We start from the raw sequence: 26,227 nt of genomic DNA, 5'->3' as shown, positions 1-26,227 counted from the left end.
GATTCCATTCCTCCAATTTCAAAAATCATACAAATATAACTATAACAAATAACGGAGAAAAGGTGAATTCGAAAAATTGTCGATTTTTTCAGAAGAAAGCGTTACAATTAAAATGTAAATGCTTTAATTTCCAGGTAGGTGACATTCATGTATTTTGTAGACAGAAAGAAAATAGAACAAATGCTAGTATGTTTAGAACGAGCAACAAGTACATTTCAAGAGAAAAAGATATATGAAACCGAGTTTGAATTTTACGCATTAGAGCGCATAGCCCATCTTATTATTGATTGTGTATTAGATGTAGGAAATGCGATGATTGATGGATTTATTATGCGCGATCCAGGAAGCTATGAAGATATTATTGATATTTTAATGGACGAGCGAGTGATAAGTGAAGAAGATGGACAAGGGATGAAAGAAATTATCCTTCTTCGAAAAATGCTTACGCAAGATTATATTCAAATGAATCATGATGAATTATATAAGACGATTCAAAAACATATTGCAGTGGTAGAAAGGTACCCAGCAAATATTCGCAGTTATTTAGAAAAGGAATTAGGACCTGTATCTGCATTTGTACCAGAATAATTATGCTTATAAGATCCCCAGAGAATGCCTTTTGGGGATCTTATATTGTATGTGAGAAAGAAAAGGGAGAAGGGTGAAGTATGGGGGAAGCACGTACTACGAAAGACGAGATTGTACAATTGTTGAAAGTAAAGGGAGAGCACACGGTAGCGGAACTAGCTGACGTTTTAGAGATTACAGAAATGGCGATTCGAAGACATTTAAGTAATCTTGAGAAAGACGGACTCATTTATTCTAAGATGGTAAGGCAACATGTCGGAAGACCAACTTATTTGTATGGATTAAGCGAAAAGGGAGAAGATACATTCCCGAAAGAGTATAAGCAATTTGCGATTGATATGCTAGAAGATTTAGCTCGAATGGGCGATGAAAAAATACTTCGTTACGTTTTAAAAGAGAGAACGAAGCGAATGGAAGAACAGTTACAAAAGAGAGTGAGTAATCAAAAGAATTTAGCATATAAAGTGCAAGAGATAGCAGCTATGCAAGAGAAAAATGGTTATATGGTTCAAATAAAGAGAGATGGAGAGAAATCTTTCGTAATTGAAAAACAAAACTGTCCGTTAAAGGAAATTGCCGAGAGATTCCCGCAAGTGTGTGAAGATGAAAAAGAAATGTATAAGCGTTTATTTACGAACGCAGAAGTGAAAACGCTAGCAAATATGTGCGAGGGCGATTGTAGTTGTTCTTACCAAATAAAAGAGAAAAAATGAACGTTATGGGGCGCTTTAAGGTAAAGCGTTTTTTTCTTTTGGAAAAGCGGGTAATATAAGAGTGGTATGATAAGGTGAGAACGTTAGCATAGAAGGAGAGACATAATCGATGTATAAAGGTTACTTAATTGACTTAGACGGTACGATGTATCGCGGAGAAGAACAAATTGAAGAAGCAAGCGACTTCGTAAAAGCATTAGGAGAGCGCGGCATTCCATATTTATTCGTTACGAATAACTCAACTCGCAAACCGGAACAGGTAGCAGAAAAGCTTGTTCGTTTCGATATTCCAGCGAAAGCAGAGCAAGTATTCACAACGAGTATGGCGACTGCGAACTTCATTTATGAACGTAAACAAGACGCAACTGTATATATGATTGGTGAAGAAGGCTTACACGATGCACTTGTGGAAAAAGGATTTGAACTTGTGGATGAAAATCCTGATTTCGTTGTTGTGGGTTTAGATCGTGACATCACATATGAAAAATTAGCAAAAGCGTGTCTTGCTGTGCGTAATGGCGCGACGTTTATTTCTACAAATGGGGATATTGCCATCCCAACTGAGCGAGGATTATTACCAGGTAATGGTTCATTAACATCAGTTGTAGCAGTATCAACAGGTGTGGATCCAATCTTTATCGGAAAACCAGAATCAATCATTATGGAACAAGCTTTGAAAGTGCTTGGCATAGAAAAGAATGAAGCATTAATGGTTGGGGATAACTACGATACAGACATTTTAGCAGGAATAAATGCTGGTATGCATACGCTTCTTGTCCACACTGGAGTCACAACTGTGGAGAAGTTAACAGAATACGAAGTACAACCGACGCAAGTTGTGCATAACTTGACGGAGTGGATTGAGAAGATGTAATGAAGAAAGCTGTTCCAAACTTTGGAACAGCTTTTTTTCTGATATTTGCTGGCAGCCCGATTGGTGTGGGCTAACATTCAGTTGTGACTAGTGTTGATTTTTATCGGTAAGTCGATATATTTGAAAAATCGCCGATATAATTTTGTTAGAATGCACGATTCACAACGTCTTTCACTTCTTCAAGATATTGCTTACGCACACTGTCATCCACAGAAGGAACACTTGTATAGAATGTATGCTCAATTGTTTCAATGCCTGTAAATTCAAAAATACCAACATCCGCTGTTTTCTTCATTGCATCAAACATGCCACCTGCTGTGTATGCTTCTTTCGTATTTCCCATTGTAGATAATAACAATCCTTTTTTACCGCTTAATAACTTTTCAATACCGTTTTCACCGTAAGCATAAGCGAATCCGTGGCTAAATACACGGTCAACGTATCCTTTTAAAATAGCAGGAAGTCCCGCCCACCACACTGGATAAATGAATGTAATGCTATCAGCCCAAGAGATATGCTCTTGTTCTTCTTTAATATCTTCTGGTGTATTTCCTTGAGAAAATGAGATGAAATCGGAAGCGCCTAATACTGGATTAAAGTTTAATTCGTATAGATCGCGAACGCGTACTTCGTGACCTTTTCCTTCTAATTCACTTTTTACCGTTTCTAAAATCGCATGGTTGAAGCTTTCTGTATTCGGGTGTGCATAAACGATTACATGTTTCATTTTTCTTCCTCCTATTTGTGGATATGTGAATAGCTATTTGTATTTCTGTAACTATTATGGTTACTACTTTTATAGAAGTCAAGTAATACATATGTATGTATAAAAAGACGCTCGAAAATCGCCTTTTTATACCCCGCTCATACAAAGTACAAAGAAGACGAATAAAATGATAACAATACCAATGCCAAAGTTAAATACGAGAGTACTATCCATATATGTAGCCTCCTTGTTTGAAAGTAAAAAGCACTCTAGTTAAGAGTGCTTTTTTATTTTGAATCTACTTTATAACTTTTAGAAAGTGATTCATGCGTGTCATGATTTACATTATTTTATGTATTTATACTTTGAAATGAGTAAGTCCTTGTTGGATATAGAAAAAAAGACACTCGTTCGAGTGTCTTTTAAGATGACAAAATGTGCCAATTGCTTGAGGTTGATAAGACGCTAATTTCCGTTTTAACGCCTTTTCTCTAATCAAGAAGTGTAGCAACAGCGATTCAAATAAATTGTACCATCTGTTTAACCGCGGTGCGTATGCAATTGTGCATATGATGATCATGAGGTAGGTAATGAACTGTGAATAATTTGAAGTGATTTATTTACGATTTCTTCTGCGGCATATATGCCGATTGCGTCTGTTTTTAAAATATGGGGTTGTAAGTTATCATGCATTGCCCCTAACTCACCATGAAGTGGTGCGAAGGCATGGTTCGCCTTTTCAAGCATGCATAAATCAAGTAAAGAATCCCCAGCTGTAATAATCGTATCTATTTGCAAAATTTCTTTTATATATTGCACGGCGTCCCATTTATTAATTGGTTTTGGTACAAAGTATAGCTTTCTACCTTGAAGTGAATGATTCCAGCCTTGTTTGTCTAACCAGGAAGTGAAGGATGATAATTCATCATAAGGAATGTTCTCCCGTTTAATAATGCAATAATGGAATAGATCATCAGCTGTTTTTTGCGATATAACCCAATCCTTATGAGCTATTTGTCCAAATTCCTTTAGTATGTCGTTTCTCTCTATACATTCAACCAATAGTCTTTCTTTTACTTTCCTGTTCCAAGTACCATCTTGTTTCCCGTTATGAAGGATATTGCCGCCGTTACTTGTAATGGCGTATTCGGGAATGATTTCGTTTTGGAATAAAGCAATACGCTGAAACTGCTTAATAGTTCTTGTTGTAACTGGGATGAAATGTGAGTGCAGTTGTAATTTTTTTAGTAGTGAAATGGTTTTATGTGATATGAAAGAAATTTCTTTCCCATCTATAGTTTCAATGAGTTGAATTGATTCATCTTCTATAGGGTCACGAAACGATTTCCGGGAATAAATAAGCGTCTGATCAAGATCACTGGCGAAAATCATCTTGTTTCCTTCCTAAGAGGCTTAATGAGCCCGCAACATGAATAAGCCATATTCTCATAGATTTCAATTGGAACATTCTTTTCTTTAGCGAGAAGTAAAATATGCTTTAAATCGGGATTGTTTTGCTTACGTATTAAAATTTTCCACGGTATTCTCCGGAGTAATACACGAGTTGTTTCACCGACTCCTGGTTTAATTAAGTTAATATCGTCAATTTCAAAGTGATTTTGGATAGACTGTATATCTTTTAATCCTTGCCAAGAGGGATCAGTGTAAGTTGAAGTAATATAACGTAATTGATTATCTATATGAGAATGAACAGAAGGGAATAACTCTGTTACCTCATCAACGAAGAAATTTGATAAGTCTTCTTGTTCTAGATCTTTATAATATTTAACACCATGAAAATCATTTGGACCGATATAGGTGTCATTTAGTACAGTGCGACTAATTAGTCCAGAGACTGTTGCATTTAAGCAAGCGCTAGGAATAAGAAAATCTTCACGTGTACCGTAAATTGAAGTACAGTAACCGGGATCAGCAAGCACAGCCATACAATGAGAAATGTGTGTATTATTTCGTTCGTTAAATGTGTGTACTGCATATTCTAATTCTTTTTTTATTGCACCTTTTCCAGTCCACCCATCAATGAATTGAATTGTTTCTTTAGGGTGATGTTCCAAAATATAATGGAGTGCATTTTCATCAATACCGCGTCCGCGAACAATAGAAATACAATAGTGAGGTACATCAAGGTTGTATTGATAGCGTATGTAGCGTTTGATAAGAATGCCAATAGGTGTACCAGCACGAGCTAATGAAACGAGGACAAGGTTAGTTCCTTTAGTTTGTATAATCTGTTCGGCGACAACTCCAACAGCGATGGCTAGTTTGTGTTTATATTGTTGCAGGGAAGAAAAGAATAAATCCATATACGCTTTAGATGGTTTATATTCCATTGGTAACATTTCGGAATAATGTGTGCCAGCTTGAATTGCTTGTTCTCTAGTTTCCGTGGAACTTTCTTTCATTAAATCACTAATATCTTTTAATAGAAAAATAGCATCATTTGGATTGTAACTACTAATATGAGAATTTACTTTTACCATAATTATCAACCTTCCTTTTCTATGCTATTTGAAAATGAGACGATATGAATAAAAGGAATAACTGTTTGTAACTGCTGTAGAAGAGGAAACAGGGCTTCTTCTCCTAAATCACGCTCAATAAAAACAAATACTTCATCGTAATCATGAGGTGAAATATTATAAAAGTAATTTGTAATAGTAGAATTTTCAGGACTTGGATATGAGAAATGATTATGAATGGCGTAGTTTACATCATTTGAAACAGGATGGATAGGGCTTCTTGTTGTAGATTGATATAAAATATTTTCACCCATTTCAGCAGCAATTTTCATTGGGATATACATAAATTCACCCGTTCCGAGACAGAGTGTTCGTTTTCCCATTCTTTCTCTTTTTAAAGTTTTTCCTGCTTCTTGAGCGAAAGAATGAATGTGCTTTTGTTCATATGCTGAAATGCCAAATCGCCCAGTATATTTTATATAATTTGATGTATAGGGTGATTTTGGACAGGTAAGGGTATGCTTTTTGAAATCAGGTTTTGTTTCTTTAATTTGAATATCTGTTTTTGCAATATTTAATGGTTGACCAGTTGTATGAATACTGCCTTCTAATAAAGAAATAACATGAATCTTAATTTGAAGTTCTTCTTCTAATTGTTTAAATTGTTTTCTATTAGTATGAGAACGCCAGTCTAATAAAGAAGCAATTATATATTCTTCTCGTGGGAATTTATTTTGAATAGATCTAATAATATTTAATGCTGTTTTTCCTGTTGTCATCTCATCATCTACGAGAACAATCGGGTTGTTGTTTTGAAAAAAGCTTTCATCTACATAACAACGGTGCGATGTTGCATGAGAATGTTCTTCCTCAAATGTAATGACAGATTCTAGGTGGGGTATCGATTCCCTAGTTGTATGCACATACTTTGCATTTTGAAAGCATTGAAACATAGAATGACCAAGTGCTGTCGCTGTTTCAGCGAATCCGATGAACACAACTTCTTCTTGCAGAGGATATTGATAACGAAATACTTCCTCTGGGATTTCATCAATTTCTAATGAAATGAGATTTAAAATTTCTTTTTGAAATGGATGAGAAATATTATGTAGTATTTCCAAATATCTTGCAGCGAGAGCAACTCCACTTGATAGAGAGACTGCAGGTTTAATAGGAAGATGCTTTCCAAGGATTGTACTCACAAATAAAAAACTACGTTTCTTATTTATTCTCGCAGCCATTTGAAAAAGATTGTCTAGCGCTAAATTATATGGATTATCACGTACTTCTACATGGACTTGTATATTATTTAAAACGTTATACGTGTTGCTTTGCGTTTGTAATAAGGAGATCGGTGAATTGTTTGTTTTCATGTAGCACCCCGTAAATATTAGATTTTAAAATGGTTTTGCGAGCCCAGCCATAATGAGGTTTTACTTCATTCATTTTGTTAGAAAAACTGCTTTTTAGCACTCCATTATACGTATCTGCATTTTGTAAAATTGATCTCGCATCTAAATAATCTTCCATTGTGACAATGTGCATTGCCTGTACAACTTTAATATGAGATGGATGAATAACTGTCTTTCCGATTAAGCCATTTGCATGGTCAAGTGATACCTCTTGAATAAGCCCTTCTTCATGATCATTAGAAAAATATTCCCATACACATCCTGAAATAATATATTCATTTGTTGCCCTTGAGAAAACGTTAATAATGTCTGAAATACAATCACGGACAACGGTAATATGATAGATAGGTGTGTATTTATTGCGCCGAATACTGAATAGACTTGAAAAATCAGTAGCACCAATACGTACATTTAAGATGTAATCGTGATAAGAATCTAGTAAATCCTTTATTTGTAATAATGATTCTGCCCGTGTTTCCTTATACATAATTTCGGGGGATTCTAAAATCGGCATGCCATATAGCGATAATGAGTATAACTCGTTTATATATGCAAGCTGATCGATATAAGTCTTTCCGTTAATCGGTGTGAATTTTGGAAAGACAAAACCACATAAACAATGAACAGCACTACCTAATTCAGTAACAATTGTCTTCAGTTGACTTGGCTGTCGAACTCTAATAAAAAGAAGCGGGATGTCTGCTTGATTTAGTATGTTGGCACTGACTAAGTTAGCGATTTGCTGTATTTGAACGACGATGTTTTGCTCTGCAAGTTTTACTTCCTCATCGCTGATAGCGTCCTCTAGACAAAGAATAATTGAGGTAGCATCCACATGTTTCTTTCTAATTATATCTTCCGCAATTGTTTCTTTCGTGCCAGGAGTATATAGTGTGGCGCCTAGTGCGTAAGCTAGTTGTTCTTTCCCTATATTTTTTGAAAAACTAAGAGGTTCTTTATGGAAAAAATTTTGCCGTTCTTCCGAGGAGAGATAAGAAAAGTAATTCAAATTGTCACCACCTTATTTGTAATGATTCTGTTTAATCGTAACATAATAAGAAAAATCTTCCATAAAAATGAAGCGATAAATTTAAAAAATATATTGAGAAAGATGAATTATAAGATGAATATCGAATATTGTTAATAGAAATATAATAGGGGGAAAGAGAAAGTGGATATACATAAGTTAACGATAGAAGAAGCAAAGAAGATAAATACGTGGACGTACGAGGAACCTTATAGTTTATATAGTTTTTCAGGCGAGAAAGAAGTAATAGAAGAGCTATTATATGGAACGTATTATGGCTGTTGTGACGATCAAGGAGAGTTCATCGGCTATTTTTGTTTTGGAGAAAATGCACAAGTACCAGGTGGAAGAGATGCTAATTTATATGATGGAGAAGATTTGATTGATATCGGACTTGGTATGAAACCGGCGTTAACTGGGAAAGGAATGGGGAAAGAATTTTTCCAAGCTGGAATAGCGTTTGCCACGAAAGAGTTTAATGCAAAAATGTTTCGATTAAGCGTAGCGACATTTAATACAAGAGCGATTACGTTATATAAAAATATCGGATTTAAACAAGGGACTATTTTTTTGAGTCGCGGAAGAGAATTTATGCTTATGGAATACGAAAGGCCGTCAGCATGAAACTGACGGCCTAGAAAACATTATTATTCTGAGTGCTCAGCTCGGTGCGCTAAACGGCTTGAAGCAGCGGCAGCGATTCCGCCAACGATATCATCAAGGAACGTGTGCACCTTTCCAGTTGATTTATCATTTAAGTATTCTAAAATACCAGGTTTTAATTTATCAATATATCCAAAGTTCGTGAAACCGATAGAGCCGTACACGTTCACGATAGAAAGTGCGATAACTTCATCAATTCCGTATAAGCCTTCATCACGTTTTACAATATCTTGTAACGGTTCACTTAGCATTCCCTTTTCAGCAAGGACATCGAGTTCGATACCAGTAATCAGTGCGTTTTGTACTTCACGTTTTGATAGTACACGTTCTACATTGTAACGGCATTCTGACATCTCTAAATTTGGATGATATTTTTTTTGAAGAAAATGAACAAGTTCAGCAATATCGTCAATTGTTACACCACGTTCTTGTAATAGTTGTAATGCTCTTTCTTGTAGTTGATTTGATTCTTTCATGTTTATCACCTTTTTTTCTTTTTAGTATTTGTATACGTTTCGTTGCTTTATCCTGTGCATAGGAATGAAAGGCGAGCACAAGCTCATATATATAAAGAAAAACCATAGGTGGCGACTGCGATGATTCAGCATATTTATGAGCATTATCACATGCATGTTAAAGAATTAATCCCCCTTGGCCCCTATAAAAGCTTTTGGATTCGCAACAAAATTTATGTACTTGTTCCAATTGGAGAAATGGAGGAAGAAGTACTTGTAGAGATGAAAAAGCTCAGTGACTATATGAACCAGCAAGGGGATATAACTGTAGCGACTTTCGTTCCAACTATACACGGCTACTATGTAAGTGAGATAGAAGAACAAAATTACTGCTTATTAAAAGGTATGCGAGCGTTAGAACGACATGCTACGTCATTAGGAAGTGAACTTTCTATATTCCATAAACGAGGTGCATTCTTTCCAGAAGAAATCGAGCAATTAAGCCGCATTGGTGAATGGAAAGCGTTATGGGAAAAGAGACTCGATCAGTTAGAAAAGTTTTGGCAATCACAAGTGATGAACCACCCTACAGACGTATTCGATCAATTGTTTATTGAATCCTTCCCGTATTACTTAGGAGTTGCAGAAAATGCCATTCAATATGTTGTTGATACAGAAATGGATGATACGCCGCAACTAACTGATGCAGCGACGATTTGCCAAGAACGATTCACACCTTTATTATGGCATCAAACGAAGCGTCTCAAACTCCCTTTTGATTGGGTGTATGATCACCCAACTCGAGATATAGCAGAATGGATTCGCTATATGATGATTGAAAAAAAGAAAGACTGGGATCAAACAATCGTTCAATTTGTTACAGATTATGAACGGAATTACTCGCTGTCCTCATTTGGTTGGCGTTTATTATTTGCAAGGCTCCTGTTCCCGCTTCACTATTTTGAAACGGTCGAACGATATTATCAAACTGGAAACGAAGAACAAAAAAGCATATATAGAGATCGCTTAGAAGCCATTTTACACGATGTAAACCGCTCAGAGCAATTTATGAAGCACTTTTATGGCTCACTTCGTTTACCAGTAGATAAGCTTGGGATTAGAAAATTAGATTGGTTATCTTGAAAATATAAAAAAGAGACCGAGTGAGGTCTCTTTTTTATATACCACAATTTTATGTAATACATTATGCCCCTACCTGTTGATCTGTACATATATTTAAAACGAATTGATGCCTTTCGAGCTTTTCATTTACTTTACCCAATAATTCTTGCTGGATTTCTTTAAATAAAAATTGATAGCTTGTATTCCATGTTGGTATAACGGATGAAAGGCCTAATAAATACTCTTTTTTCTTTTCTAGTTCTTGAATTGTTACAAAAGTGTTCCCCATTTTTGGCATCTGTCGTCCCCCTATGTTTTTTTACTGTATATGTGTGAACGATTCACTATATAGTATTAATTATCGCATTTTTTGAGAAGGATTTCCAATTTTGTTTTATGATGTTAACGGATAAATGTGATTTGAATAAAAAAAGGAGACCAAATTTGGTCTCCTTTTAGCAAGTGACTTTGAACGAGCCGCTTCTGCTTTTAGATTAATATCCAGCTCCAGCGGCTAAAATGTTCGGTGGCTTCGCTTCTTCCGCCGAGGCAAAAAGCGCCTCTATGTCAGAAGCTCCATCCCCCTCACATTTTGAGCGAGCCGCTTCCGCTTTTAGATTAAAATACTTGTTCTACTTCGATAACGCCTGGTACTTCTTCAAGTAACGCGCGCTCGATACCAGCTTTTAGTGTGATTGTAGAACTTGGGCAGCTTCCGCATGCACCCATAAGGCGTAGTTTTACGATACCTTCTTCAATGTCTACTAATTCAACGTCTCCGCCATCGCGAAGTAAGAATGGACGTAATTTATCTAATACTTCTAATACTTGTTCTTGCATATGTGGGTTTTCCATTTTTATCGACTCCTTTCATCAGTTTTATTATAATCAAGATAGAGGGGAAAATCTATTTTTTCTCTTCTTGTTTTATTGTCGAAATATTGTATCGTGTTTTTTCAGTATAGGGGTATGGAATAAGTTTGTAAAATGATGTGCTTATGTAATAAGACATCTGAATATACTGTTGGGACAAGAAGTGGGGGAGAAGAAATGGTTAATGTGCAAGTGTATGGGACGAAAGTAATTTGTGCGAGCTGCGTCGGAATGCCATCTTCAACAGAAACGTTTGAATGGTTACAAGCGGCAATTGGTCGTAAATATGAAGGACAAGAAAATAAATTTAATTTCGAGTATATTGATTTCCAAGAAGAACAAGAAGATGCGGATAAAAAAGCATTCGCTGAGCGCGTAGTGGAAGAAGATTTATTTTATCCGGTCGTTCTTGTAAATGGAGAAATTGTTGGAGAAGGAAATCCTCGTTTGAAGGATGTTTATGAAGAAATCGAGAAATATTTATAAAACAAGAAGTCTTTGCGAATTTGCAAAGGCTTTTTTATTGGAGGGATAGATATGAAAAATGGAGTGAAGCATGCGTTACCAACGGAAGTACAACAGTTAATGGAGCGGTACACAGTAGAATTAAAAGAAATTTTTTTGGATGAAAAAATAGTCGGGGTATATATTTACGGATCCATCGCACTAGGTGCATTTCATAAGGAAACGAGCGATGTTGATTTTGTTACAGTGATAAATGATTCCGTGAATGAAGCTGAAAAACAGCAGCTTGTGGAACTACATAAGAAACTTAGTGACAATACGCTAGGTAAAAGAATGGACGGTATGTATATTCCGCTTGCTGACTTAGGGAAATACAATGATGAAATGAACGAGTACGTGTATTGTGCAGATGGTAAAGCTAATGTTGGTCATTGGGACATTAATGCGGTCACATGGTGGACGTTGAAAAATCAAGGCATTACAGTTACAGGAAAAGAAGCAGAAGATCTTCCGCTGCAAATACAATGGAATGATGTAGTAAATACGATGAAATACAACGTAGAACAGTACTGGAGTGAAAAGGCGAAGAAGCCATATTTATTTTTTATAGAAGAGTGGGTAGAATCAGCTGTCGTTACGATGGGACGTATTTTATATACACTAGATCATAAAACAATCGTTTCAAAAGATAGAGGATTGCAATACTTGTCAGAACGTTCAGCGGAAGAATGGGAGCTTTTATTAAAAGAAGTAGCGAGAATACGGCACAATCCAAAAGAAAAGAGAATGCTCTCAAGGTGGAGAAGGGCAGATATGACGAAGAGGTACTTACTGCATTTAATTGAGACGTGTAGAGAGAAATGGTAGGGAAGAAAATGGACAATACAGTGGGGTGTATTGTCTTTTTTATATTTTATTTGGTATATAATGGTTAAAAAGGTTTAATTATACTGGGGAGAGAGGATGAATATAGAATTAGTTACATATGAAGAAAAGAATGAACAAATGAGTATGCGCCAAGTAATTAGCATTCTAGTAATTATTTTTGGGGTCATGCATGAAATTGGTTTTTTGAACCTTTTATATGATTCTTCCTTATACCCATGGTATGTAGATCATCTTATTCCATCTTTCACGTTTTGTATGATTATCGTAATGTATGCACCGGCAAGAAATTGCTGCTTACATTTAATAAAATCATTACAATTCAATAATTTTAAACATTATGTAACGATAGTAATGACAACGATTGTAATGCTTATGTATCTTGCGGTATTAAATTTAGTTTTACCACATGGGCTTGGTGTGGATGAATCTAATATAGTAATAGAACCTACTACAAGTGAAATCATTTTATACGTAGTTGTGCTCACAATTTTTGCGCCTATTTGGGAGGAAATTGTATTTCGAGGTATGTTTTTTATGAAATTATCTCAGCGCTTCTCTACACTTACTAGTGCCGTTATAAGTGCTTTCATATTTAGTTTTGGCCATCCCCTTACAGTAGGTAGTATTTTATATATTTTGGGTATGGGTATATGTTTAGCATACACATATAAGAAAACGAAGAATTTACTCGCTCCAATTGGGATTCATTTATTAAATAATTCGTTTTATTTATTATTGAATTTTCAACCATAAAAAGGCGCCTTTTTGAAAAGGGCGTCTTTCGTATTTTGTAGTAAGTAGAAAGGGCTTTATACGCATTGTGTAGAGGCAAGGTAATACAAAATATAAATAGTTTCATGTGAAACATTTTTATTATCAAATATACAAAATGATTAACTTAGTGTATTAAACGTATCATTCATAAGTATTCTAATATATTTAAAAGTAAAATGAAATAAGAAACGGATAATTGTCGGAATATATTCGATTTCCGTTCACTTTTATGAAATATGTGTACTTTTTGTTAGATTCCTTCATTTTGTCCATATACAATAAATGTATATAGAAATAAGAAAAGGATGATGTACGTGAAGGACACGGTTTTACAAGAAACGATTTCTCCACAAGAATTACATAAAGTTGTTCAAAAGAATACAGCTTATTATGATTTTAAGTGGGGTAAAGTAGAAAACCCTGCGCAAGGGAATACATGGAATTGGGTAGCCTTTTTCTTCCCAACCTTTTGGTTAGCTTATCGCAAAATGTATAAGTTATCTATTATATTTGCGTTATTGGCTATACCTAGTATAGTTATAACCCCTTTTATAGATATTCCAGAGGGGATTTATGTAACATTTAGTTTAGCTCTTCAATTAGGAATGATGATATTTACTGGATGGCAAGGAAACCGTTTATATTATAAGCATGGTGTTCGTGTTTTTCGTAAGGGAGAAGATGCGTCTGATCATGAGAAGGCGTATTTCTTACAATCAAAGGGTGGCGTGAGTATTGCTGGTATGATTGGTTTACAGATTATAGTCGGGATTGTGTATGGATTAGCTGCGTTCGGGCTGTCCTTTTTACCAACTGAGCCGAATATTAAAAACGTTATTCGTTCAAGTGGCGAAGGGGTTACTTTAGAGATTATGACTGATAATCCAACTTGGAAGTTTGTGAAGAAAGAAAAAGATTATGACGTAGTAGAGTTTACTGGTTATGATTATACAGAGAAGAAAAACGTGAAAATTAAATTTGCTGTTTATTTCGATGAAGATTATTTCGAGTGGCAAGAGGTATATGAAAATAATAAGAAGTTAAGTGAAGAAGAAGTAGAAGAATATCAAATTTACATTGAAGAAAATAATTGGGGTTTCTAGAGGGAACTCGTTCATTTTGAAAAGAAGAATCTTGTGAAGGTTCTTCTTTTGTTTATTAGGGGGAGAGAAATGATTTCAGTATTAATAGAAGCTCTAATAGGATCGATTAGTTTAAGTACGGGTTTACACACGAAAAAGATTGATGCTAACATACTTTACTTGCAGCAGTATGAATGGTTTCGAATCATATATGAAGACGAAAAGTATCGAAAGTTATTTATTACGAACTACAAAGTTCGCTCATATTTACAAAGTAAGCTAAGAGTTCGATTGCTTGTAAAAAATAAAAATGCACAACGAAGATTTTTAAAATTAGTAGAAGAGCAAATAGAAAAACGGCATACAAATTGAAATTTTGTAAAATACAATAAAAAATGAGAATTTGAGGTAGGCTTGTCAATAACGTGAGACTATGGCACTATAAAGAAATGCTATACAAATTTTATTTATCGAGATGTAAACATCAATTTTGATTTTTACGTATAAATAATGAACGGAGGAAATGAATTTATGGCTACTTTACCAAATTGTCCAAAATGTAATTCAGAATATACGTATGAGGATGGCGTTCTTTTCGTATGTCCAGAATGTGCTCATGAGTGGGGCCAAGAAGCAGAAGCTGAAAATAATGATGGTGCGAAAGTTGTAAAAGATGCGAACGGAAACGTTCTTCAAGACGGCGATGCAGTTACTGTTATTAAAGATTTAAAAGTAAAAGGAACTTCTTCAGTTGTGAAGATCGGTACGAAAGTAAAGAGTATCCGTCTAGTTGATGGCGATCACGATATCGATTGCAAAATCGACGGCTTCGGAGCTATGAAGTTAAAATCACAGTTCGTTAAGAAGGCGTAAGTAAATAGAAGAGGAGGCGAATAGCCTCCTCTTTTTATTATGTCACTTTTTGTCGGTAAATCGATATTTCGTACAAAATCGTTGATATATTCTGAGTTATGATAGATATATTTGAAAAATCGTTGATATATTGCAAGTTATGATAGATATATTTGAAAAATCGTTGATATATTGCAAGTTATGATAGATATATTGAAAAAATGGTTAATATAATTTCATTCATCGTGAACTACGCACGATTCACCGTGCACCATAGTCAATTTCTTTCAATTGACATCGCTTATTAAAGAACGTTTTATATCCAAGCTGTAAAAAGATAATGACAGCAAAGGCAGTACTTCCAGAAATACCGAGTATGATGGCGATTTGATATTGAATGGCTGTGAAGGGTGATACACCGGATAATATTTGACCAGTCATCATGCCTGGTAAGCTTATAATTCCCATTCCGACCATAGAATTAATTGTTGGTAAAATAGCAGAGTCAAAAGCGTCTCGAATGAGCGGAGCAGCTGCTTCTTTCGGTGTTGCGCCGAGCATAAGTGCACCTTCAATTTGACCTCTTTGCGATTTCATATTGTTTAAGAACGTATTTGCGCCGAGAGAAACACCAGTCATGGCATTCCCAACTAACATTCCTGTAATAGGGACGATATATTGCGGAGCATACCACGGATCATGTCCGATAATAACAAAGATAAATAGTAGAAGTGGCCCAATTGATCCAGCGACCATGGAAAGGGCGGCTACTCGTTTTAATTCTTTAGACATTGGGATGTTAACTCGTTTATAAATATTAAAAATTGCAAAGGTAGTAATAGAAGTAATGAGAGCAATTGTATAAAATGGATTACTGTTTTCAAATACGTATGTAAGGACATATGCAACAAGTACGAGCTGAATCGTCATACGGAATGTTGCGAGAGCGATTTGTTTTTCGCGAGGTATTCCTTTTAATTTTACAAGTCCAATTAAAATAAGAATGAAAATATAGGCAGCTGCAAGTTGCCAAATTTGGAGTTCAATAACGCCCTTCAACAGAGAGCACTTCCTTTCTAGTTGCACCGTTTGCTTTACTAATCTCAATAATGTCGTCTGCAACTTCTTTTGGAAGTTGTTGTGAGTGTGTGATGAAGATAATTGTTTTTTTCTTTTTTCGTGCTAGTTCAGTAAATTGTTTCATAACGTGGCGTTCTGTATCACTGTCTAATGCTGAAGTAGGTTCATCTAATAAATAGACAGGCGGATCCATAAGTACGATACGTGCAAAGGCAAGTCTTTGTTTTTCACCGCCAGATAGTGAGGAGGCGCTATCTTCTAATTGCTTGTCTAAGCTAACGGTTTGTAATGCACTCCGCAGGGCATCATCATTTGGAAATGGTTTTTCAGAAAGACGAAGTCCCATTAATAGGTTGTCTTTAACGGTTCCATCAAAAATAGGTGGAGTTTGCCCAAGCATAACTACGTCACGACGTAATTGAATAGGATGATAATCAGAAATTAATTTTCCGTTATATTCAATTGTGCCGGATGTTGGAGATTGTAAATCGTTTAACATGCGAAGCAACGTGCTTTTTCCGCTTCCGCTTTCACCGATAATGCAAGTAATCTTTTCTTTTTGAATCTGTAAATAAGGAATGTGTAGTATATCTTTATATATAACGTTTTTCAATATAAACATAAATCGCTCCTTTCTGATTCTAGTTATATCGTATCAAAAAAGAGAAGATAACGGTTATAAAGAGCAACGTTTTTTCTTCGTCTTGAGTTTTATTAATAAGTTAAGTAAACGATCTAATTCTTGGCTGAAAGAAATCACTTTATCATGAGTCAATCCGTATCGTTCAACGAGATAGATTAACTCTTTCTTTTTCGCTTCTATTCGATTGTTTAGTTTCGATAAGTTCATAAGTGGAATGTAATGCCTCCTACAAAAGTATTTATCACATAAAAAATAAGACCGAATGAATTCGGTCTTCAAGGAAATAATAAAACAACTTACAAATAGCATACACTGTTTATCCGTAGTTTTTAATATAAAAATGAAAAATAAATCATTATAAATATTGAGAAAGATGTGTCTGATAATTTTTAAAAACTGATGCAAAGAGGCTGCCTACATAGTAGACAGCCTGTAAAGTATTAACCCTTATGATATTTGTACATCCAAAGAAGACCAGATTTTAATAATCTCGGTACACGTCCCATTAACGGTTGGTTTGCGAGTAAACCAAATCCGTGTTTTTTACCAAGAGATCCTAGAACACCTTTTAATTTAATAACAGGTAGTTCATCAGGGAGTGGTTCATTATTCCAACGTTTTAATAATATTTGGACAATTTGTTCTCCTTGACCTTCAGCAAGTTGGGCAGATGGTGCATGTGGAAGTGCTGCGCAATCTCCTACAACGTAAACATGCTCGTTGTTTGGAATATTGTGATATTTCGTTAAGACAACCCGTCCGCTACCATCTTGTTCAACTGGAAGGTTTCGAACAACTTCATTTGCTTGAATACCAGCTGTCCAGACAATTGCATCACATTCAAGTGGTTCATCGTGATTATACACAATATTTGGTTCCACTTTTGTAATGTTAGAGTTTCTTATAATATTAACTTTATGTTTTACGAACCATTCTTCTACGTATCTACTTAATTTCTCTGGATACGGGAATAAAATTCTATCTTTTCGATCAAATAAATAGATTTTTAAATCAGAACGGCTTTCACGAAGTTCACTTGCTACTTCAACGCCACTTAAGCCAGCACCAACAACAGCTACTGTTGCATTTGGTTCTAGACTATTTAATTGTTCATATGTTTTACGTGTTTGTTCAATTGATTGTAGACTATGTGTATATTCCCTAGCCCCAGGAACGTTATGATATTTATCTTCACAGCCAAGTCCGATAATTAAGTCATCATATTGGATTGCTTCGCCGCCATCGAGATGAACAGCTTTTTCTTCGAGGTCAATATTTGTTATTGTGCCGTATTGAATATTGAGGCGTGGGTGTTCAGGAAACGGTATACGAATATGCGTTTCTGAAATAGTACCCGCAACTAATGCATAATATTCAGTTTTGAAGCAATGATATGGTACTTTGTCGATTAATGTCACTTGTACATCATCTGGAAGTTGGTTGCTTGGAAGTAGCCTTTGCAGAATTCTCATTCCACCGTAGCCGCCACCTAGTATTACGAGGTGTTTCATGATGGATTACCCCTTTTCTGTTGAAATATCCCCTAATCATAAAATTTTATATTAATAAAATATTTTGACTTTACTCAATCAAATTATATCGAATTTGTGAACAAATAACAATGCATGAATGAATACTCTGTTGTACAATAAGAAGAAAAGTAAAATAAACTGTTTTTCCTTTGTAGTTACTATTTCATTGGAAGTAGCATGTTATATAGAAGAAGTCATCTACTTTGAAGTGAAGTAATGAAGTAACTAAATAGTTTAGACTGTGTAACGAAAACAACAAGAAACAGCTTAGTTTTCTTCTTATAGATAAAGTGAAAAGGTAATTTGTTTTGTAGTACAGGGGGGAGAATTTTGATTAAACCATTAATTGAATTTTGTGTAGGTAACCTTGCAAGTGGTTCACAAGCAGCTCTAGAAAAATTAGAAAAAGATCCGAATTTAGATGTAATGGAGTACGGTTGTCTAGGGTATTGTGGTATTTGTTTTGAAGGACCGTTTGCACTTGTAAATGGTGAAGTTGTACAAGGTGCAACAGTAGAAGAGCTTGTTAATAATGTATATGAGTATTTGGATGAAAATCCAATGTTTTAAGGTGTTGCGGATTAGCAGCACCTTTTCCATTAGATAAAACTTTATTTTGTGGGGAAGGCTAATGCTGATTATTAGCCTTCCCCAATTGAAAATAGTGGGATAAATAAAAAAAGGCCCTTTTTAGAAGGGCTTTTTTCTTACACAAATTGTGTAAGAGTGGCTCATCGCCAAACGTTGTCAAATATGAGAAACGGGGGACATTCATATTGTGTTCTAAAAGCATGCATTTTATACTTAACATAACAAATTATTTTTGGAGTGAATATAAATGAGCCAATTTTCTTTTACAAAAATGCATGGTCTTGGCAATAGTTATATATATGTAAATATGTTTGAAGAGCAAATTCCTGAAGAAGATTTAGCCCTTGTGGCCGAAAAGGTTTCAAATATTAATACTGGTATTGGAGCAGACGGGATGATTTTAATTTGCCCTTCAGACGTAGCTCCGGTGAAAATGCGCATGTTTAATAATGATGGTTCTGAAGGAAAGAGCTGTGGTAATGGTTTGCGCTGCGTAGCGAAATATGCGTATGAGCATAAACTAGTAGAAGAAACAGTTTTCACAATTGAAACGTTAGCTGGTATTGTAACGGCTGAAGTAACAGTAGAAGATGGTGTCGTGACATTAGCGAAAATCGATATGGGGGCACCGCGTCTAACACGTGCAGAAATACCGATGCTTGGTGAAGGTGAAACGCCATTTATTCGTGAAAACTTCTTATATAATAATCATCGTTATGCATTTACAGCTGTTTCAATGGGAAATCCGCATGCGGTTATTTTGGTTGATGATGTAGAAAGAGCACCTCTTACAACACTTGGACCAGTCCTCGAGACACATGAAATGTTTCCAGAGCGAGTAAATGTTGAGTTTATCGAAATTTTGAATGATGACGAGATGAACTTCCGCGTTTGGGAACGTGGATCTGGTGTAACGCAAGCTTGCGGAACAGGAGCGTGCGCTGCAGTTGTAGCTGCTATTTTAAATGGAAAGATGGAACGCGGTAAGGAAATTACTGTTCATTTAGCTGGTGGCGATTTAATGATTGCGTGGACTGAAGAAGGAAACGTGTTGATGAAAGGACCTGCGGAAGTAATTTGCCGCGGAGTGTATGAGTACAAGATAGAAGCGTAAAGATGTATAATGGACTAAGAACAGAAAGGAAGGTGTATTTCATGATTGAAGTAACAGAACAAGCAGCTTTTCAAATTAAAGATATGTTAAAAGATGCTGAAGATGGAGAGAAGTATGTGCGCCTTGCTGTACACGGCGGCGGATGTAGCGGTCTTTCTTACGGCTTAGGATTTGAAGTAGAACCAAAAGAAGACGACACAGTTCTTGAGTTTTTCGGTGTTGAATTTGTTATCGATACAGAAAGTGCTCCAATTGTTAAAGGAGTAAAAATTGACTATAAACAATCTATGCTTGGCGGTGGATTCACAATCGACAATCCAAACGCAATCGCATCATGCGGATGTGGATCATCTTTCCGTACAGCGACGAATGCTGGTAAACCAGAAGAGTGCTAAGTTTTTAGCCGAAATAGAAAAGGCCTTTTTAGCGATGGAATAAAATCGTTAGAAAGGTCTTTTCTTTTGGCGTTAAAACAGAAAATGCATGTAAAGTTACTTTGGAATTTAATTTAAATGTTATTATATATAGTATATATGATTTATATTGTGAATTCCAGTTTCATATTGCTCGTTTTAAGATAAGATTTCGTAACGGAAATGTAAATAAATAGAAGAAATATACTATTTATTAGTTGTATTTAATGTTAATATTTGTAACGAAGATGATTGGCGATCGTGTTCGGACTAGCTGTAGTTTCACCGGTTATTACTAATAGGTAGATTTATCCCATAAAAGCCCGATTGGTGAGGGCTGATTAAAGTTTCACTTTATATAAAAAAGGTGTATGAGGGAGAAGGCTATAGCAAATTGTATAGAACTGAATAGTTCCGTATTCATTAAAATACGTTGATTACTAGATATTAAAAAACACCGGGGGGATTAGAATGAAGTTATTTAAGAAAGTACTTATAGTAGGGGTGGCGTTGACTACCGTATCGATTTTGGGAGCTTGTTCTAGTGATACAGACGTATTAACAAAAGTAGGAGCAAAGCAACCAGCGAAGGCCGAAGGTGAAGAAGTATTAAAAGATCAGAAGAAAACACCTATGACCACGAGTAAACGTGAAAGTATTAAAAATGAGGATGCTCCATCATCAAAGAAGCGTTATATTTCTCATGACGAATCTCAAAAGATTGAGGAAGGTATGACGTATACGGATATTCTTAATACGATTGACTACGATGGTGAGAATATAAAATATTATAATAATAATGAAAAACGCGTATTTTATACTGAAAAAGATACGGATGGTACATATGAAATTATGGTTGAATTAAATACATATGGTTACGTTGTGAATATTGAACGTACTGCTATAAAGGGTACAGATAAAGAGAATGAGGTATCTATGAAACGTATTGAAGAGCCTGTAAAGGAATATGAAGAAAAAAACGATCGTGTACCGTGGTATAAAGATGTAAATAACAATTCGGCAGCAGTAAGTTACAATCACTATTTGAAAATCAAAAAAGGTATGCCCGCGAATCAGGTAAAAGCTGCAATTGGACAGCCACATGTGATTGAGAAATATAAATCTTATTCAGTATATGACTATACTGGTTATGGTGGAGAAGGATCATTACGTGTAATCTTTGAACCGAATGGAACTGTTACGGATGTAGTGGAAGACGGTTTACCACGATAATAAATTAGTTACGGGAAGAGTTGTAGTAAAGTTGTCTTTGATTTTATAAAGTTTTTGGGAGCATCCCCAAATATAGATGAAAAAATAATTCTCTTAGCCATGTTATAGTATTAGTATTTACCGAAGTTTCTTCCAAATTCAATAGCGTTATTGTGGATGTTGTTGACGTATTAGTTTTGTTGATATATGCCGCAGTAGGGCAGCAATTGTAATTGGACGTAAAAGGACGCGGAGGAGTAGCAGCTTCCTTTTGAAAAAAGGAGGGAAATATGATGGAGGATATTCTTGAATTCATAAGGAAATACGTAATTAAACCTATTATTAGTTTAATAAGATACCTTGTAATAGAGATTATAATTGAGGGTATAATAGAAGGCGTAATAAACGGTATAAGGAAATTACGTGATAAGTGGCGAAATTGGCGTGAAAGACGTTATTGGCGGTAGTGTAGCTGAGAAGCGTGCGAAACAAAAACATTATACAGAAGTTTAATGAAATGATAGAAATCGACCCGCATTTACAATCTGTACTCGTTCCAATTGGTGATGGAATGACAATTTCTAAAGTGAAGAAATAATTATTATCTTACAAAAGTGTAATGTTCATGTCATGTTTTTGAATTTCTTCTTTAAGCTCTGGGCTTTAAGATAAGAATATAAGAAAAAACATATGAGGTGAAGGAAATGAAAAGATACATTGCACTATTTAGTATTTTAGTTGTATTCGCAAGCTTGTTAGTTGGTTGTGATTTAAACCGTATGGGTAAAGATGAGTACTACGTTCAAATTACAGTAGATGGAAAAGAAGTTCATAGTAAAGCTGATAATGGTCAAAAATTTAAAGATTATGAATATAAGTTGACTGGCTTTGATAAAGACGGTAAAGAGAAAGAATTAGAATTTACAGCTCAAAAAAATCTTCGTAAAGAAGCATTCCTACGCGTATATCACTCAGATAAAAAAGGTGTATCAGCTTGGGAAGAAGTAAAGAAAGACGAGCTTCCAGCGAAAGTGAAAGAAAAATTAGGCGTGAAATAAGACAGATAGAAAAGGAATTGACGAACAGGGTCAATTCCTTTTTTTGCTTTCAAATTCTTCTTCTGAAATGACTTTAAATCCGTGTCTTTTAAATAAAGCAGTTGTCACTCCGAAACCAGTTTGCTTATTGCCGTTAAATTCTCCAGTGTAAATCGTAGAACTACCACAAGATGGGCTGCGTTCCTTTAAAATAATATATTCTGGGTGTAAATTTTTAATTTGTTCTAATGCTTTATAAGCGCCATTTACGAAAGCTTCTGTAACATCTTCACCATCTTTCGTCATCACTTTCGCTTTTCCGTCTAAAACGTCGTCGCCATTCCCGCCAATAATTTCAGCTGAGGGGCGAGGTGTTGGTAATCCCCCTAATACTTCAGGACAAATGAGGACTGTATCTTCTTTTTGCAAAAGCTCCTCTATTTTTGAAACGAGATTGTCATTTCCATCATACCGACAAGCGATACCACCTAAACAAGCACTAATTACGATCATATTTTCATCTCCAATAAAAAAATATTAACTATCACGCCAATTTTTCTTCCTGCCTCTTATTTATAAGTGAGGTGATAAAAATGGGAAGCTTATATAATTTAATGAAACCATATAGTGAATTTCAAAGTAAAGAAGAGTTTAATACATATCAAAAACAAGTTTTGAAACATTATCGATTTCAATTAAATAAAACGGATGCTACCATTATTCATTTTTTAGGAAAGTATGCAGTGAATGAGAAACAGAAGACAGTGGGGGTTGCTTGTCCATTAATGGAGACGATTGCTACAAATGTTGGAAAGAGTATTCGTACAGTACGCCGCTCTATTGCAAAGTTAGAGGAACTAGGAATTATAAAGCGTGTTGCGACAAAAGAAAGACATAGGCGCGGCGGATATAGTGCGAACTTATATGTATTTCTTATATCTGCAATTGACCGCATGGATGACCGTATGAAAATGTCCGCATGTGAAAGTGAGGATTATACAGCTGGCTGTAGCGGAAAGGAGCAAAAAAGCGAAAGGGAAACAATTCTTTCTAAAAACATTCCACAAATAAAAGAGAAAAGAAAAATAACGTACGAGCTTGATGAGACGTATTGCCGTCATGATATACCGAAGCCTTTTATATACGCACTTCTGCCGATGACGAGTAATCCGAAGAAGATTAATATATTTTGGAGTAAGGTGGAACTTGCATATAAAAAGAGTGGATTACTAGAGCAAGGTGTTTTACTGGAGCAAATATTAGCTGATGAAGAAGTGTATGGGAATTTCATTTGGCGCGTGAAAAGTGTTGTGAGGGCGTATAAATACGGGGAAATCCGTAAAAATGTGAAGGCACTTTTATATAGTACAGTGCGGGATTTATTTTTAGAGATTGGATTAGAATGGGGAGCAGCTGTGAGAAGAAGTAAGGGGATACCGTTATTTGATCCTTTTAAAAAGGAGCCATGCGTAAATGCATGACTCCAAGTAGTTAATCAAACTTTCTTACAACTGGAACACGAATCGCTACAAAGAGTACGAAGACAATAACGGCGATTGCACCACTTTTCATAACGGTTACGATTGGAATTCCTATTGCAAGTGCAATGGATGTGAATGCATAAGAGAGCGGGATAAAGCCCATTGATGATAGCATAAGTAAGCTCATTACGCGTCCCATCATTTCCTCTTTTACTGTCGATTGAATCATCGCCATAAGCGGAACGATAGCCATTGCGATTGTAATACCATAAAACATGCCGGCTAATAATGCTTGCCAAAGTACGGTGCTAAAGTTGATGGATAAGAAGAATACACCAGACAGTAGCATCATGATAATGCAAAATAGACCGCGTCTACGATTAATATTTTTTAAACCGACAATGACCGCACCGATTGCCATTCCGCCGCCGACAGACGCTTCTAAGTAACTAAACTGGAGCGAATCACCATGCAGCACGTTTTTAACAAAAAGCGGGAAACCAACTTGCATCGGGCCGATTAAAAATAAGTTTAAAAAAGCGCTACAAATAAGGAAAGTTGAAAGGAATGGCGATTCCTTTACATATAAGATTCCTTCTTTAATGGAAGTGAACATACCTTTATCTGTATCTTTTAGTTCTGGCATCGTAAATTGTATTTTTTGAACGAGTATGGCTGCGACAATCAGTAATAAAATCGTAATGGAAAAGATTGTCTCATAGTTCGTAAATTTAATGAGAATTCCGCCAAGTACAGGGCCTAAGATGACCGATGCTTGGTTCGTCATTTGTGTAAGTGAATTCGCTTGTGTTAACCGGCTTTTTTCTACCAATTCCGGTAAGATAGATCCATCTGCTGACCAGAAGAAAGCATCAGCAAGTCCAAAGAATAAAGCGAATAAAGCAAATGTATATAGCGTTACATCACCAACGATAAACCATGTGAGAATGGTTGCGACAAGAATCGCTCGAATGATATTGGAGTAAAACATAATATTTTTTTTCGGGAATTTATCAGCTACAGCGCCGCCGACAATCATAAAAATAAGCCTTGGAACACTAAGGGCTACGAAAACAACACCGAGTGAAGCTTCAAGGTTTAATGTTTTTGCTATGTACCACGTTTGTGAAAAAGTAAAAAAGGCTAAAGCAAAGCTTGAAAAAAGAGTAGCTGCCCAAAGAAAAAGGAAATTCGTATTTTTTAATAACGGTTTTCCGCTTCCTTCTAAAGCAGTTTTATTTTGTTGTAGTTCCTCCATATTGCTTCCTTTCTATGTGACAAATTTAAACTAAAAAAACAGTAAACGCCCGATTGGTGAGGGCTAATACTCAATGGGAGATGCCCTCCGCTGAGTATAGTTTCACTTTATACAGTTTCTAATATTTCTATACTGCACTTTCTCATTGTAGACAATAATAATGGATTTGCCCAGTAGCTATTTAACGACAAAAAAAGATGCCGAATGGGCATCTTTTTTTAGGCTAACGCAATATAAATATCCAATTGTGCATGATTTGGGTCTAATGCTCTTTCGTCGTAAAGCTCGAAGTCTGTTGTGAAGGCACGTTTATTTTCTTTCGACCATTGCCAAATATATTCCCAAGCTTCGCAAACGACTTCAGCAACTGGTCCCTTTCTCGTTGTAAATACCGCATATGTAGCAGCAGGTATTGTTAAAGTTGTCATATTTTCAGGAACGTCTTCTAATGAAGAAACGGTCGTACCGATTGTAAATGTATATGTACCAGTTTCATCTGATTCATAGTTGGAGTAGAATGCGAATGTTTCTTTCGTTTTTTGATTTGGGATGTGATGCATCATTTGTTCTTGAAAGTATCGGTTCCAGAGCTCGGGAATTTTTCCTTCAGTAGATGTCTCTATTTCGTTAGTCGTCGTAATCGAAACGCCGATTGCTTGGAAAGCTTCTTTTTTTACGATAATGGGTTCGTTTATCATTACAAATTCCTCCTTTAAAATAAGAACATATGTTCCTTGATAATATAACATATTTTTACATGTAACGGTTATTGTTTTTTGAAAATTTTAATCATAAATAACAAACTGAAATGACTAAAAATGGTAAAATTTCTATTGTATGTATGAATAGATTAAGAGATATGTTAAGCTTTTTATGTATCCTTAAACTGTTA

Annotated in this window: 32 protein-coding genes and 1 pseudogene; 18 read left to right on the top strand and 15 right to left on the bottom strand. The window is 35.5% G+C overall.

Annotated elements, in window-relative coordinates:
• The first annotated feature begins 147 nt into the window (after positions 1–147).
• The 3 genes from GD442_RS24365 to GD442_RS24355 all read left to right on the top strand — a co-directional run bounded on the left by GD442_RS24365 (position 148) and on the right by GD442_RS24355 (position 2,175).
• Entirely contained in the window at positions 148–588 is a 441-nt protein-coding gene (locus GD442_RS24365) for a DUF86 domain-containing protein (RefSeq protein ID WP_025686790.1), read from the top strand.
• Between the two features lie 80 nt (positions 589–668).
• Entirely contained in the window at positions 669–1,301 is a 633-nt protein-coding gene (locus GD442_RS24360; protein ID WP_000503345.1) for a helix-turn-helix transcriptional regulator, read from the top strand.
• A gap of 109 nt (positions 1,302–1,410) precedes the next feature.
• Positions 1,411–2,175, top strand: coding sequence for a TIGR01457 family HAD-type hydrolase (locus GD442_RS24355; protein ID WP_000276467.1), 765 nt, complete (start codon positions 1,411–1,413; stop codon positions 2,173–2,175).
• A 145-nt stretch (positions 2,176–2,320) separates the two neighbouring features.
• Here GD442_RS24355 and GD442_RS24350 read toward each other — a convergent pair whose 3' ends face one another.
• The 5 genes from GD442_RS24350 to GD442_RS24330 all read right to left on the bottom strand — a co-directional run bounded on the left by GD442_RS24350 (position 2,321) and on the right by GD442_RS24330 (position 7,782).
• Positions 2,321–2,902 carry an NAD(P)H-dependent oxidoreductase gene (locus GD442_RS24350; protein WP_000683439.1) on the bottom strand — a complete coding sequence of 194 codons (582 nt, stop codon included), beginning with the start codon at positions 2,900–2,902 and terminating at the stop codon, positions 2,321–2,323.
• Positions 2,903–3,457: 555 nt separating this feature from the next.
• Entirely contained in the window at positions 3,458–4,273 is an 816-nt protein-coding gene (locus GD442_RS24345; protein WP_159365221.1) for an HAD family hydrolase, read from the bottom strand.
• A complete protein-coding gene (locus GD442_RS24340) occupies positions 4,270–5,382 on the bottom strand; it encodes a cysteine protease StiP family protein (RefSeq protein WP_033696598.1) in 1,113 nt (370 codons plus the stop codon). The genes GD442_RS24345 and GD442_RS24340 overlap by 4 nt, the downstream gene beginning before the upstream one ends.
• 5 nt (positions 5,383–5,387) lie before the next feature.
• Positions 5,388–6,734: a phosphoribosyltransferase family protein gene (locus GD442_RS24335; protein ID WP_000856298.1), complete on the bottom strand. Its 1,347-nt coding sequence runs from the start codon at positions 6,732–6,734 to the stop codon at positions 5,388–5,390.
• Positions 6,679–7,782, bottom strand: a complete 1,104-nt coding sequence (locus GD442_RS24330) for an HpcH/HpaI aldolase/citrate lyase family protein (RefSeq protein ID WP_102956707.1) — start codon at positions 7,780–7,782, stop codon at positions 6,679–6,681. Before GD442_RS24330 ends, GD442_RS24335 begins: the two co-directional genes overlap by 56 nt.
• A 162-nt stretch (positions 7,783–7,944) precedes the next feature.
• On the opposite strand from GD442_RS24330, the gene GD442_RS24325 reads away from it, so the two are divergent.
• On the top strand, positions 7,945–8,424 hold the full coding sequence (locus tag GD442_RS24325) for a GNAT family N-acetyltransferase (protein WP_102956708.1): 480 nt from the start codon (positions 7,945–7,947) through the stop codon (positions 8,422–8,424).
• 23 nt (positions 8,425–8,447) lie between these two features.
• Here GD442_RS24325 and GD442_RS24320 read toward each other — a convergent pair whose 3' ends face one another.
• Positions 8,448–8,939, bottom strand: coding sequence for a phosphatidylglycerophosphatase A family protein (locus GD442_RS24320; RefSeq protein ID WP_000665103.1), 492 nt, complete (start codon positions 8,937–8,939; stop codon positions 8,448–8,450).
• A 120-nt stretch (positions 8,940–9,059) separates the two neighbouring features.
• Here GD442_RS24320 and yutH point away from each other — a divergent pair, with 120 nt between their 5' ends.
• Positions 9,060–10,061, top strand: coding sequence for a spore coat putative kinase YutH (gene yutH / locus GD442_RS24315; RefSeq protein WP_000614215.1), 1,002 nt, complete (start codon positions 9,060–9,062; stop codon positions 10,059–10,061).
• Positions 10,062–10,122: 61 nt separating this feature from the next.
• Here yutH and GD442_RS24310 read toward each other — a convergent pair whose 3' ends face one another.
• Together GD442_RS24310 and GD442_RS24305 are read right to left on the bottom strand one after the other, a co-directional pair.
• Positions 10,123–10,338 (bottom strand): hypothetical protein, encoded by a 216-nt coding sequence (locus tag GD442_RS24310; RefSeq protein WP_001125507.1) that lies wholly within the window; start codon positions 10,336–10,338, stop codon positions 10,123–10,125.
• Between the two features lie 320 nt (positions 10,339–10,658).
• On the bottom strand, positions 10,659–10,895 hold the full coding sequence (locus GD442_RS24305) for a NifU family protein (RefSeq protein ID WP_000431159.1): 237 nt from the start codon (positions 10,893–10,895) through the stop codon (positions 10,659–10,661).
• Between the two features lie 195 nt (positions 10,896–11,090).
• On the opposite strand from GD442_RS24305, the gene GD442_RS24300 reads away from it, so the two are divergent.
• The 6 genes from GD442_RS24300 (at position 11,091) to phnA (ending at position 14,995) form a co-directional block, all read left to right on the top strand.
• Positions 11,091–11,399 carry a YuzD family protein gene (locus GD442_RS24300; protein ID WP_000248588.1) on the top strand — a complete coding sequence of 103 codons (309 nt, stop codon included), beginning with the start codon at positions 11,091–11,093 and terminating at the stop codon, positions 11,397–11,399.
• Positions 11,400–11,450: 51 nt separating this feature from the next.
• On the top strand, positions 11,451–12,245 hold the full coding sequence (locus tag GD442_RS24295) for a nucleotidyltransferase domain-containing protein (RefSeq protein WP_000788485.1): 795 nt from the start codon (positions 11,451–11,453) through the stop codon (positions 12,243–12,245).
• 96 nt (positions 12,246–12,341) lie between these two features.
• On the top strand, positions 12,342–13,019 hold the full coding sequence (locus GD442_RS24290) for a CPBP family intramembrane glutamic endopeptidase (protein ID WP_001019583.1): 678 nt from the start codon (positions 12,342–12,344) through the stop codon (positions 13,017–13,019).
• Between the two features lie 326 nt (positions 13,020–13,345).
• Positions 13,346–14,143: a DUF2628 domain-containing protein gene (locus GD442_RS24285; protein WP_002041980.1), complete on the top strand. Its 798-nt coding sequence runs from the start codon at positions 13,346–13,348 to the stop codon at positions 14,141–14,143.
• 69 nt (positions 14,144–14,212) lie between these two features.
• A complete protein-coding gene (locus tag GD442_RS24280; RefSeq protein WP_000626487.1) occupies positions 14,213–14,494 on the top strand; it encodes a hypothetical protein in 282 nt (93 codons plus the stop codon).
• A 159-nt stretch (positions 14,495–14,653) separates the two neighbouring features.
• A complete protein-coding gene (gene phnA / locus GD442_RS24275) occupies positions 14,654–14,995 on the top strand; it encodes an alkylphosphonate utilization operon protein PhnA (RefSeq protein ID WP_000212737.1) in 342 nt (113 codons plus the stop codon).
• A gap of 240 nt (positions 14,996–15,235) precedes the next feature.
• Here the strand turns inward: phnA and GD442_RS24270 are convergent, their stop codons facing one another.
• From GD442_RS24270 to GD442_RS24255, 4 genes are all read right to left on the bottom strand, one after another.
• A complete protein-coding gene (locus tag GD442_RS24270; protein ID WP_000679254.1) occupies positions 15,236–16,033 on the bottom strand; it encodes an ABC transporter permease in 798 nt (265 codons plus the stop codon).
• Entirely contained in the window at positions 16,017–16,676 is a 660-nt protein-coding gene (locus tag GD442_RS24265) for an ABC transporter ATP-binding protein (protein ID WP_000470311.1), read from the bottom strand. Before GD442_RS24265 ends, GD442_RS24270 begins: the two co-directional genes overlap by 17 nt.
• Positions 16,677–16,730: 54 nt before the next feature.
• The gene (locus GD442_RS24260; RefSeq protein ID WP_001054091.1) at positions 16,731–16,904 is read right to left on the bottom strand and encodes an aspartyl-phosphate phosphatase Spo0E family protein; all 174 of its coding nucleotides are present in this window, start codon (positions 16,902–16,904) and stop codon (positions 16,731–16,733) included.
• Positions 16,905–17,137: 233 nt separating this feature from the next.
• Positions 17,138–18,208 (bottom strand): NAD(P)/FAD-dependent oxidoreductase, encoded by a 1,071-nt coding sequence (locus GD442_RS24255; RefSeq protein WP_000682068.1) that lies wholly within the window; start codon positions 18,206–18,208, stop codon positions 17,138–17,140.
• Positions 18,209–18,559: 351 nt separating this feature from the next.
• On the opposite strand from GD442_RS24255, the gene GD442_RS24250 reads away from it, so the two are divergent.
• From GD442_RS24250 to GD442_RS24225, 6 genes and pseudogenes are all read left to right on the top strand, one after another.
• Positions 18,560–18,799: a YuzB family protein gene (locus tag GD442_RS24250; RefSeq protein ID WP_000595026.1), complete on the top strand. Its 240-nt coding sequence runs from the start codon at positions 18,560–18,562 to the stop codon at positions 18,797–18,799.
• 268 nt (positions 18,800–19,067) lie between these two features.
• Positions 19,068–19,934 carry a diaminopimelate epimerase gene (gene dapF / locus GD442_RS24245; RefSeq protein WP_159365220.1) on the top strand — a complete coding sequence of 289 codons (867 nt, stop codon included), beginning with the start codon at positions 19,068–19,070 and terminating at the stop codon, positions 19,932–19,934.
• A 41-nt stretch (positions 19,935–19,975) separates the two neighbouring features.
• Complete coding sequence (locus GD442_RS24240) at positions 19,976–20,329, top strand: HesB/IscA family protein (protein ID WP_000573826.1); 354 nt, start codon at positions 19,976–19,978, stop codon at positions 20,327–20,329.
• 489 nt (positions 20,330–20,818) lie between these two features.
• Positions 20,819–21,580 (top strand): hypothetical protein, encoded by a 762-nt coding sequence (locus GD442_RS24235; RefSeq protein WP_033696606.1) that lies wholly within the window; start codon positions 20,819–20,821, stop codon positions 21,578–21,580.
• 402 nt (positions 21,581–21,982) lie between these two features.
• Positions 21,983–22,157 (top strand): annotated as a pseudogene (locus GD442_RS24230) (methyltransferase).
• Positions 22,158–22,263: 106 nt separating this feature from the next.
• A complete protein-coding gene (locus GD442_RS24225; protein ID WP_000833148.1) occupies positions 22,264–22,617 on the top strand; it encodes a YxeA family protein in 354 nt (117 codons plus the stop codon).
• 30 nt (positions 22,618–22,647) lie between these two features.
• On the opposite strand, the gene GD442_RS24220 is transcribed toward GD442_RS24225, so the two are convergent.
• Entirely contained in the window at positions 22,648–23,109 is a 462-nt protein-coding gene (locus GD442_RS24220; RefSeq protein ID WP_031312816.1) for a 2-thiouracil desulfurase family protein, read from the bottom strand.
• 80 nt (positions 23,110–23,189) lie between these two features.
• Between GD442_RS24220 and GD442_RS24215 the strand changes: the two genes are divergently transcribed.
• Positions 23,190–24,077, top strand: coding sequence for a helix-turn-helix domain-containing protein (locus GD442_RS24215; protein WP_159365219.1), 888 nt, complete (start codon positions 23,190–23,192; stop codon positions 24,075–24,077).
• Between the two features lie 10 nt (positions 24,078–24,087).
• Here the strand turns inward: GD442_RS24215 and GD442_RS24210 are convergent, their stop codons facing one another.
• Both GD442_RS24210 and GD442_RS24205 read right to left on the bottom strand, forming a co-directional pair.
• Positions 24,088–25,335, bottom strand: a complete 1,248-nt coding sequence (locus GD442_RS24210) for an MFS transporter (RefSeq protein WP_159365218.1) — start codon at positions 25,333–25,335, stop codon at positions 24,088–24,090.
• A 218-nt stretch (positions 25,336–25,553) separates the two neighbouring features.
• The gene (locus GD442_RS24205; protein ID WP_088053806.1) at positions 25,554–26,033 is read right to left on the bottom strand and encodes a GyrI-like domain-containing protein; all 480 of its coding nucleotides are present in this window, start codon (positions 26,031–26,033) and stop codon (positions 25,554–25,556) included.
• Between the last annotated feature and the right edge of the window lie 194 nt (positions 26,034–26,227).

The sequence above is a fragment of the Bacillus sp. A260 genome, assembly GCF_009861435.1.
In the GTDB taxonomy this organism is placed as follows: Bacteria; Bacillota; Bacilli; order Bacillales; family Bacillaceae_G; genus Bacillus_A; species Bacillus_A cereus.
Note: the sequence above shows the minus strand (reverse complement) of the source record. Positions and strands in the feature narration are given on the sequence as shown.

What these genes read in the sequence shown, in the direction of transcription:
- GD442_RS24265 (WP_000470311.1), bottom strand. Translation starts at nt 16,676, where the DNA reads ATGTTTATATTGAAAAACGTTATATATAAAGATATACTACACATTCCT.
- GD442_RS24215 (WP_159365219.1), top strand. Translation starts at nt 23,190, where the DNA reads ATGGGAAGCTTATATAATTTAATGAAACCATATAGTGAATTTCAAAGT.
- GD442_RS24305 (WP_000431159.1), bottom strand. Translation starts at nt 10,895, where the DNA reads ATGGAAAACCCACATATGCAAGAACAAGTATTAGAAGTATTAGATAAA.
- GD442_RS24355 (WP_000276467.1), top strand. Translation starts at nt 1,411, where the DNA reads ATGTATAAAGGTTACTTAATTGACTTAGACGGTACGATGTATCGCGGA.
- GD442_RS24300 (WP_000248588.1), top strand. Translation starts at nt 11,091, where the DNA reads ATGGTTAATGTGCAAGTGTATGGGACGAAAGTAATTTGTGCGAGCTGC.
- GD442_RS24360 (WP_000503345.1), top strand. Translation starts at nt 669, where the DNA reads ATGGGGGAAGCACGTACTACGAAAGACGAGATTGTACAATTGTTGAAA.
- GD442_RS24210 (WP_159365218.1), bottom strand. Translation starts at nt 25,335, where the DNA reads ATGGAGGAACTACAACAAAATAAAACTGCTTTAGAAGGAAGCGGAAAA.
- phnA (WP_000212737.1), top strand. Translation starts at nt 14,654, where the DNA reads ATGGCTACTTTACCAAATTGTCCAAAATGTAATTCAGAATATACGTAT.
- GD442_RS24335 (WP_000856298.1), bottom strand. Translation starts at nt 6,734, where the DNA reads ATGAAAACAAACAATTCACCGATCTCCTTATTACAAACGCAAAGCAAC.
- GD442_RS24255 (WP_000682068.1), bottom strand. Translation starts at nt 18,208, where the DNA reads ATGAAACACCTCGTAATACTAGGTGGCGGCTACGGTGGAATGAGAATT.
- GD442_RS24285 (WP_002041980.1), top strand. Translation starts at nt 13,346, where the DNA reads ATGATGTACGTGAAGGACACGGTTTTACAAGAAACGATTTCTCCACAA.
- GD442_RS24345 (WP_159365221.1), bottom strand. Translation starts at nt 4,273, where the DNA reads ATGATTTTCGCCAGTGATCTTGATCAGACGCTTATTTATTCCCGGAAA.
- GD442_RS24220 (WP_031312816.1), bottom strand. Translation starts at nt 23,109, where the DNA reads ATGATCGTAATTAGTGCTTGTTTAGGTGGTATCGCTTGTCGGTATGAT.
- GD442_RS24340 (WP_033696598.1), bottom strand. Translation starts at nt 5,382, where the DNA reads ATGGTAAAAGTAAATTCTCATATTAGTAGTTACAATCCAAATGATGCT.
- GD442_RS24350 (WP_000683439.1), bottom strand. Translation starts at nt 2,902, where the DNA reads ATGAAACATGTAATCGTTTATGCACACCCGAATACAGAAAGCTTCAAC.
- yutH (WP_000614215.1), top strand. Translation starts at nt 9,060, where the DNA reads ATGATTCAGCATATTTATGAGCATTATCACATGCATGTTAAAGAATTA.
- GD442_RS24280 (WP_000626487.1), top strand. Translation starts at nt 14,213, where the DNA reads ATGATTTCAGTATTAATAGAAGCTCTAATAGGATCGATTAGTTTAAGT.
- GD442_RS24225 (WP_000833148.1), top strand. Translation starts at nt 22,264, where the DNA reads ATGAAAAGATACATTGCACTATTTAGTATTTTAGTTGTATTCGCAAGC.
- GD442_RS24290 (WP_001019583.1), top strand. Translation starts at nt 12,342, where the DNA reads ATGAATATAGAATTAGTTACATATGAAGAAAAGAATGAACAAATGAGT.
- GD442_RS24235 (WP_033696606.1), top strand. Translation starts at nt 20,819, where the DNA reads ATGAAGTTATTTAAGAAAGTACTTATAGTAGGGGTGGCGTTGACTACC.
- dapF (WP_159365220.1), top strand. Translation starts at nt 19,068, where the DNA reads ATGAGCCAATTTTCTTTTACAAAAATGCATGGTCTTGGCAATAGTTAT.
- GD442_RS24310 (WP_001125507.1), bottom strand. Translation starts at nt 10,338, where the DNA reads ATGCCAAAAATGGGGAACACTTTTGTAACAATTCAAGAACTAGAAAAG.
- GD442_RS24260 (WP_001054091.1), bottom strand. Translation starts at nt 16,904, where the DNA reads ATGAACTTATCGAAACTAAACAATCGAATAGAAGCGAAAAAGAAAGAG.
- GD442_RS24205 (WP_088053806.1), bottom strand. Translation starts at nt 26,033, where the DNA reads ATGATAAACGAACCCATTATCGTAAAAAAAGAAGCTTTCCAAGCAATC.
- GD442_RS24240 (WP_000573826.1), top strand. Translation starts at nt 19,976, where the DNA reads ATGATTGAAGTAACAGAACAAGCAGCTTTTCAAATTAAAGATATGTTA.
- GD442_RS24320 (WP_000665103.1), bottom strand. Translation starts at nt 8,939, where the DNA reads ATGAAAGAATCAAATCAACTACAAGAAAGAGCATTACAACTATTACAA.
- GD442_RS24295 (WP_000788485.1), top strand. Translation starts at nt 11,451, where the DNA reads ATGAAAAATGGAGTGAAGCATGCGTTACCAACGGAAGTACAACAGTTA.
- GD442_RS24365 (WP_025686790.1), top strand. Translation starts at nt 148, where the DNA reads ATGTATTTTGTAGACAGAAAGAAAATAGAACAAATGCTAGTATGTTTA.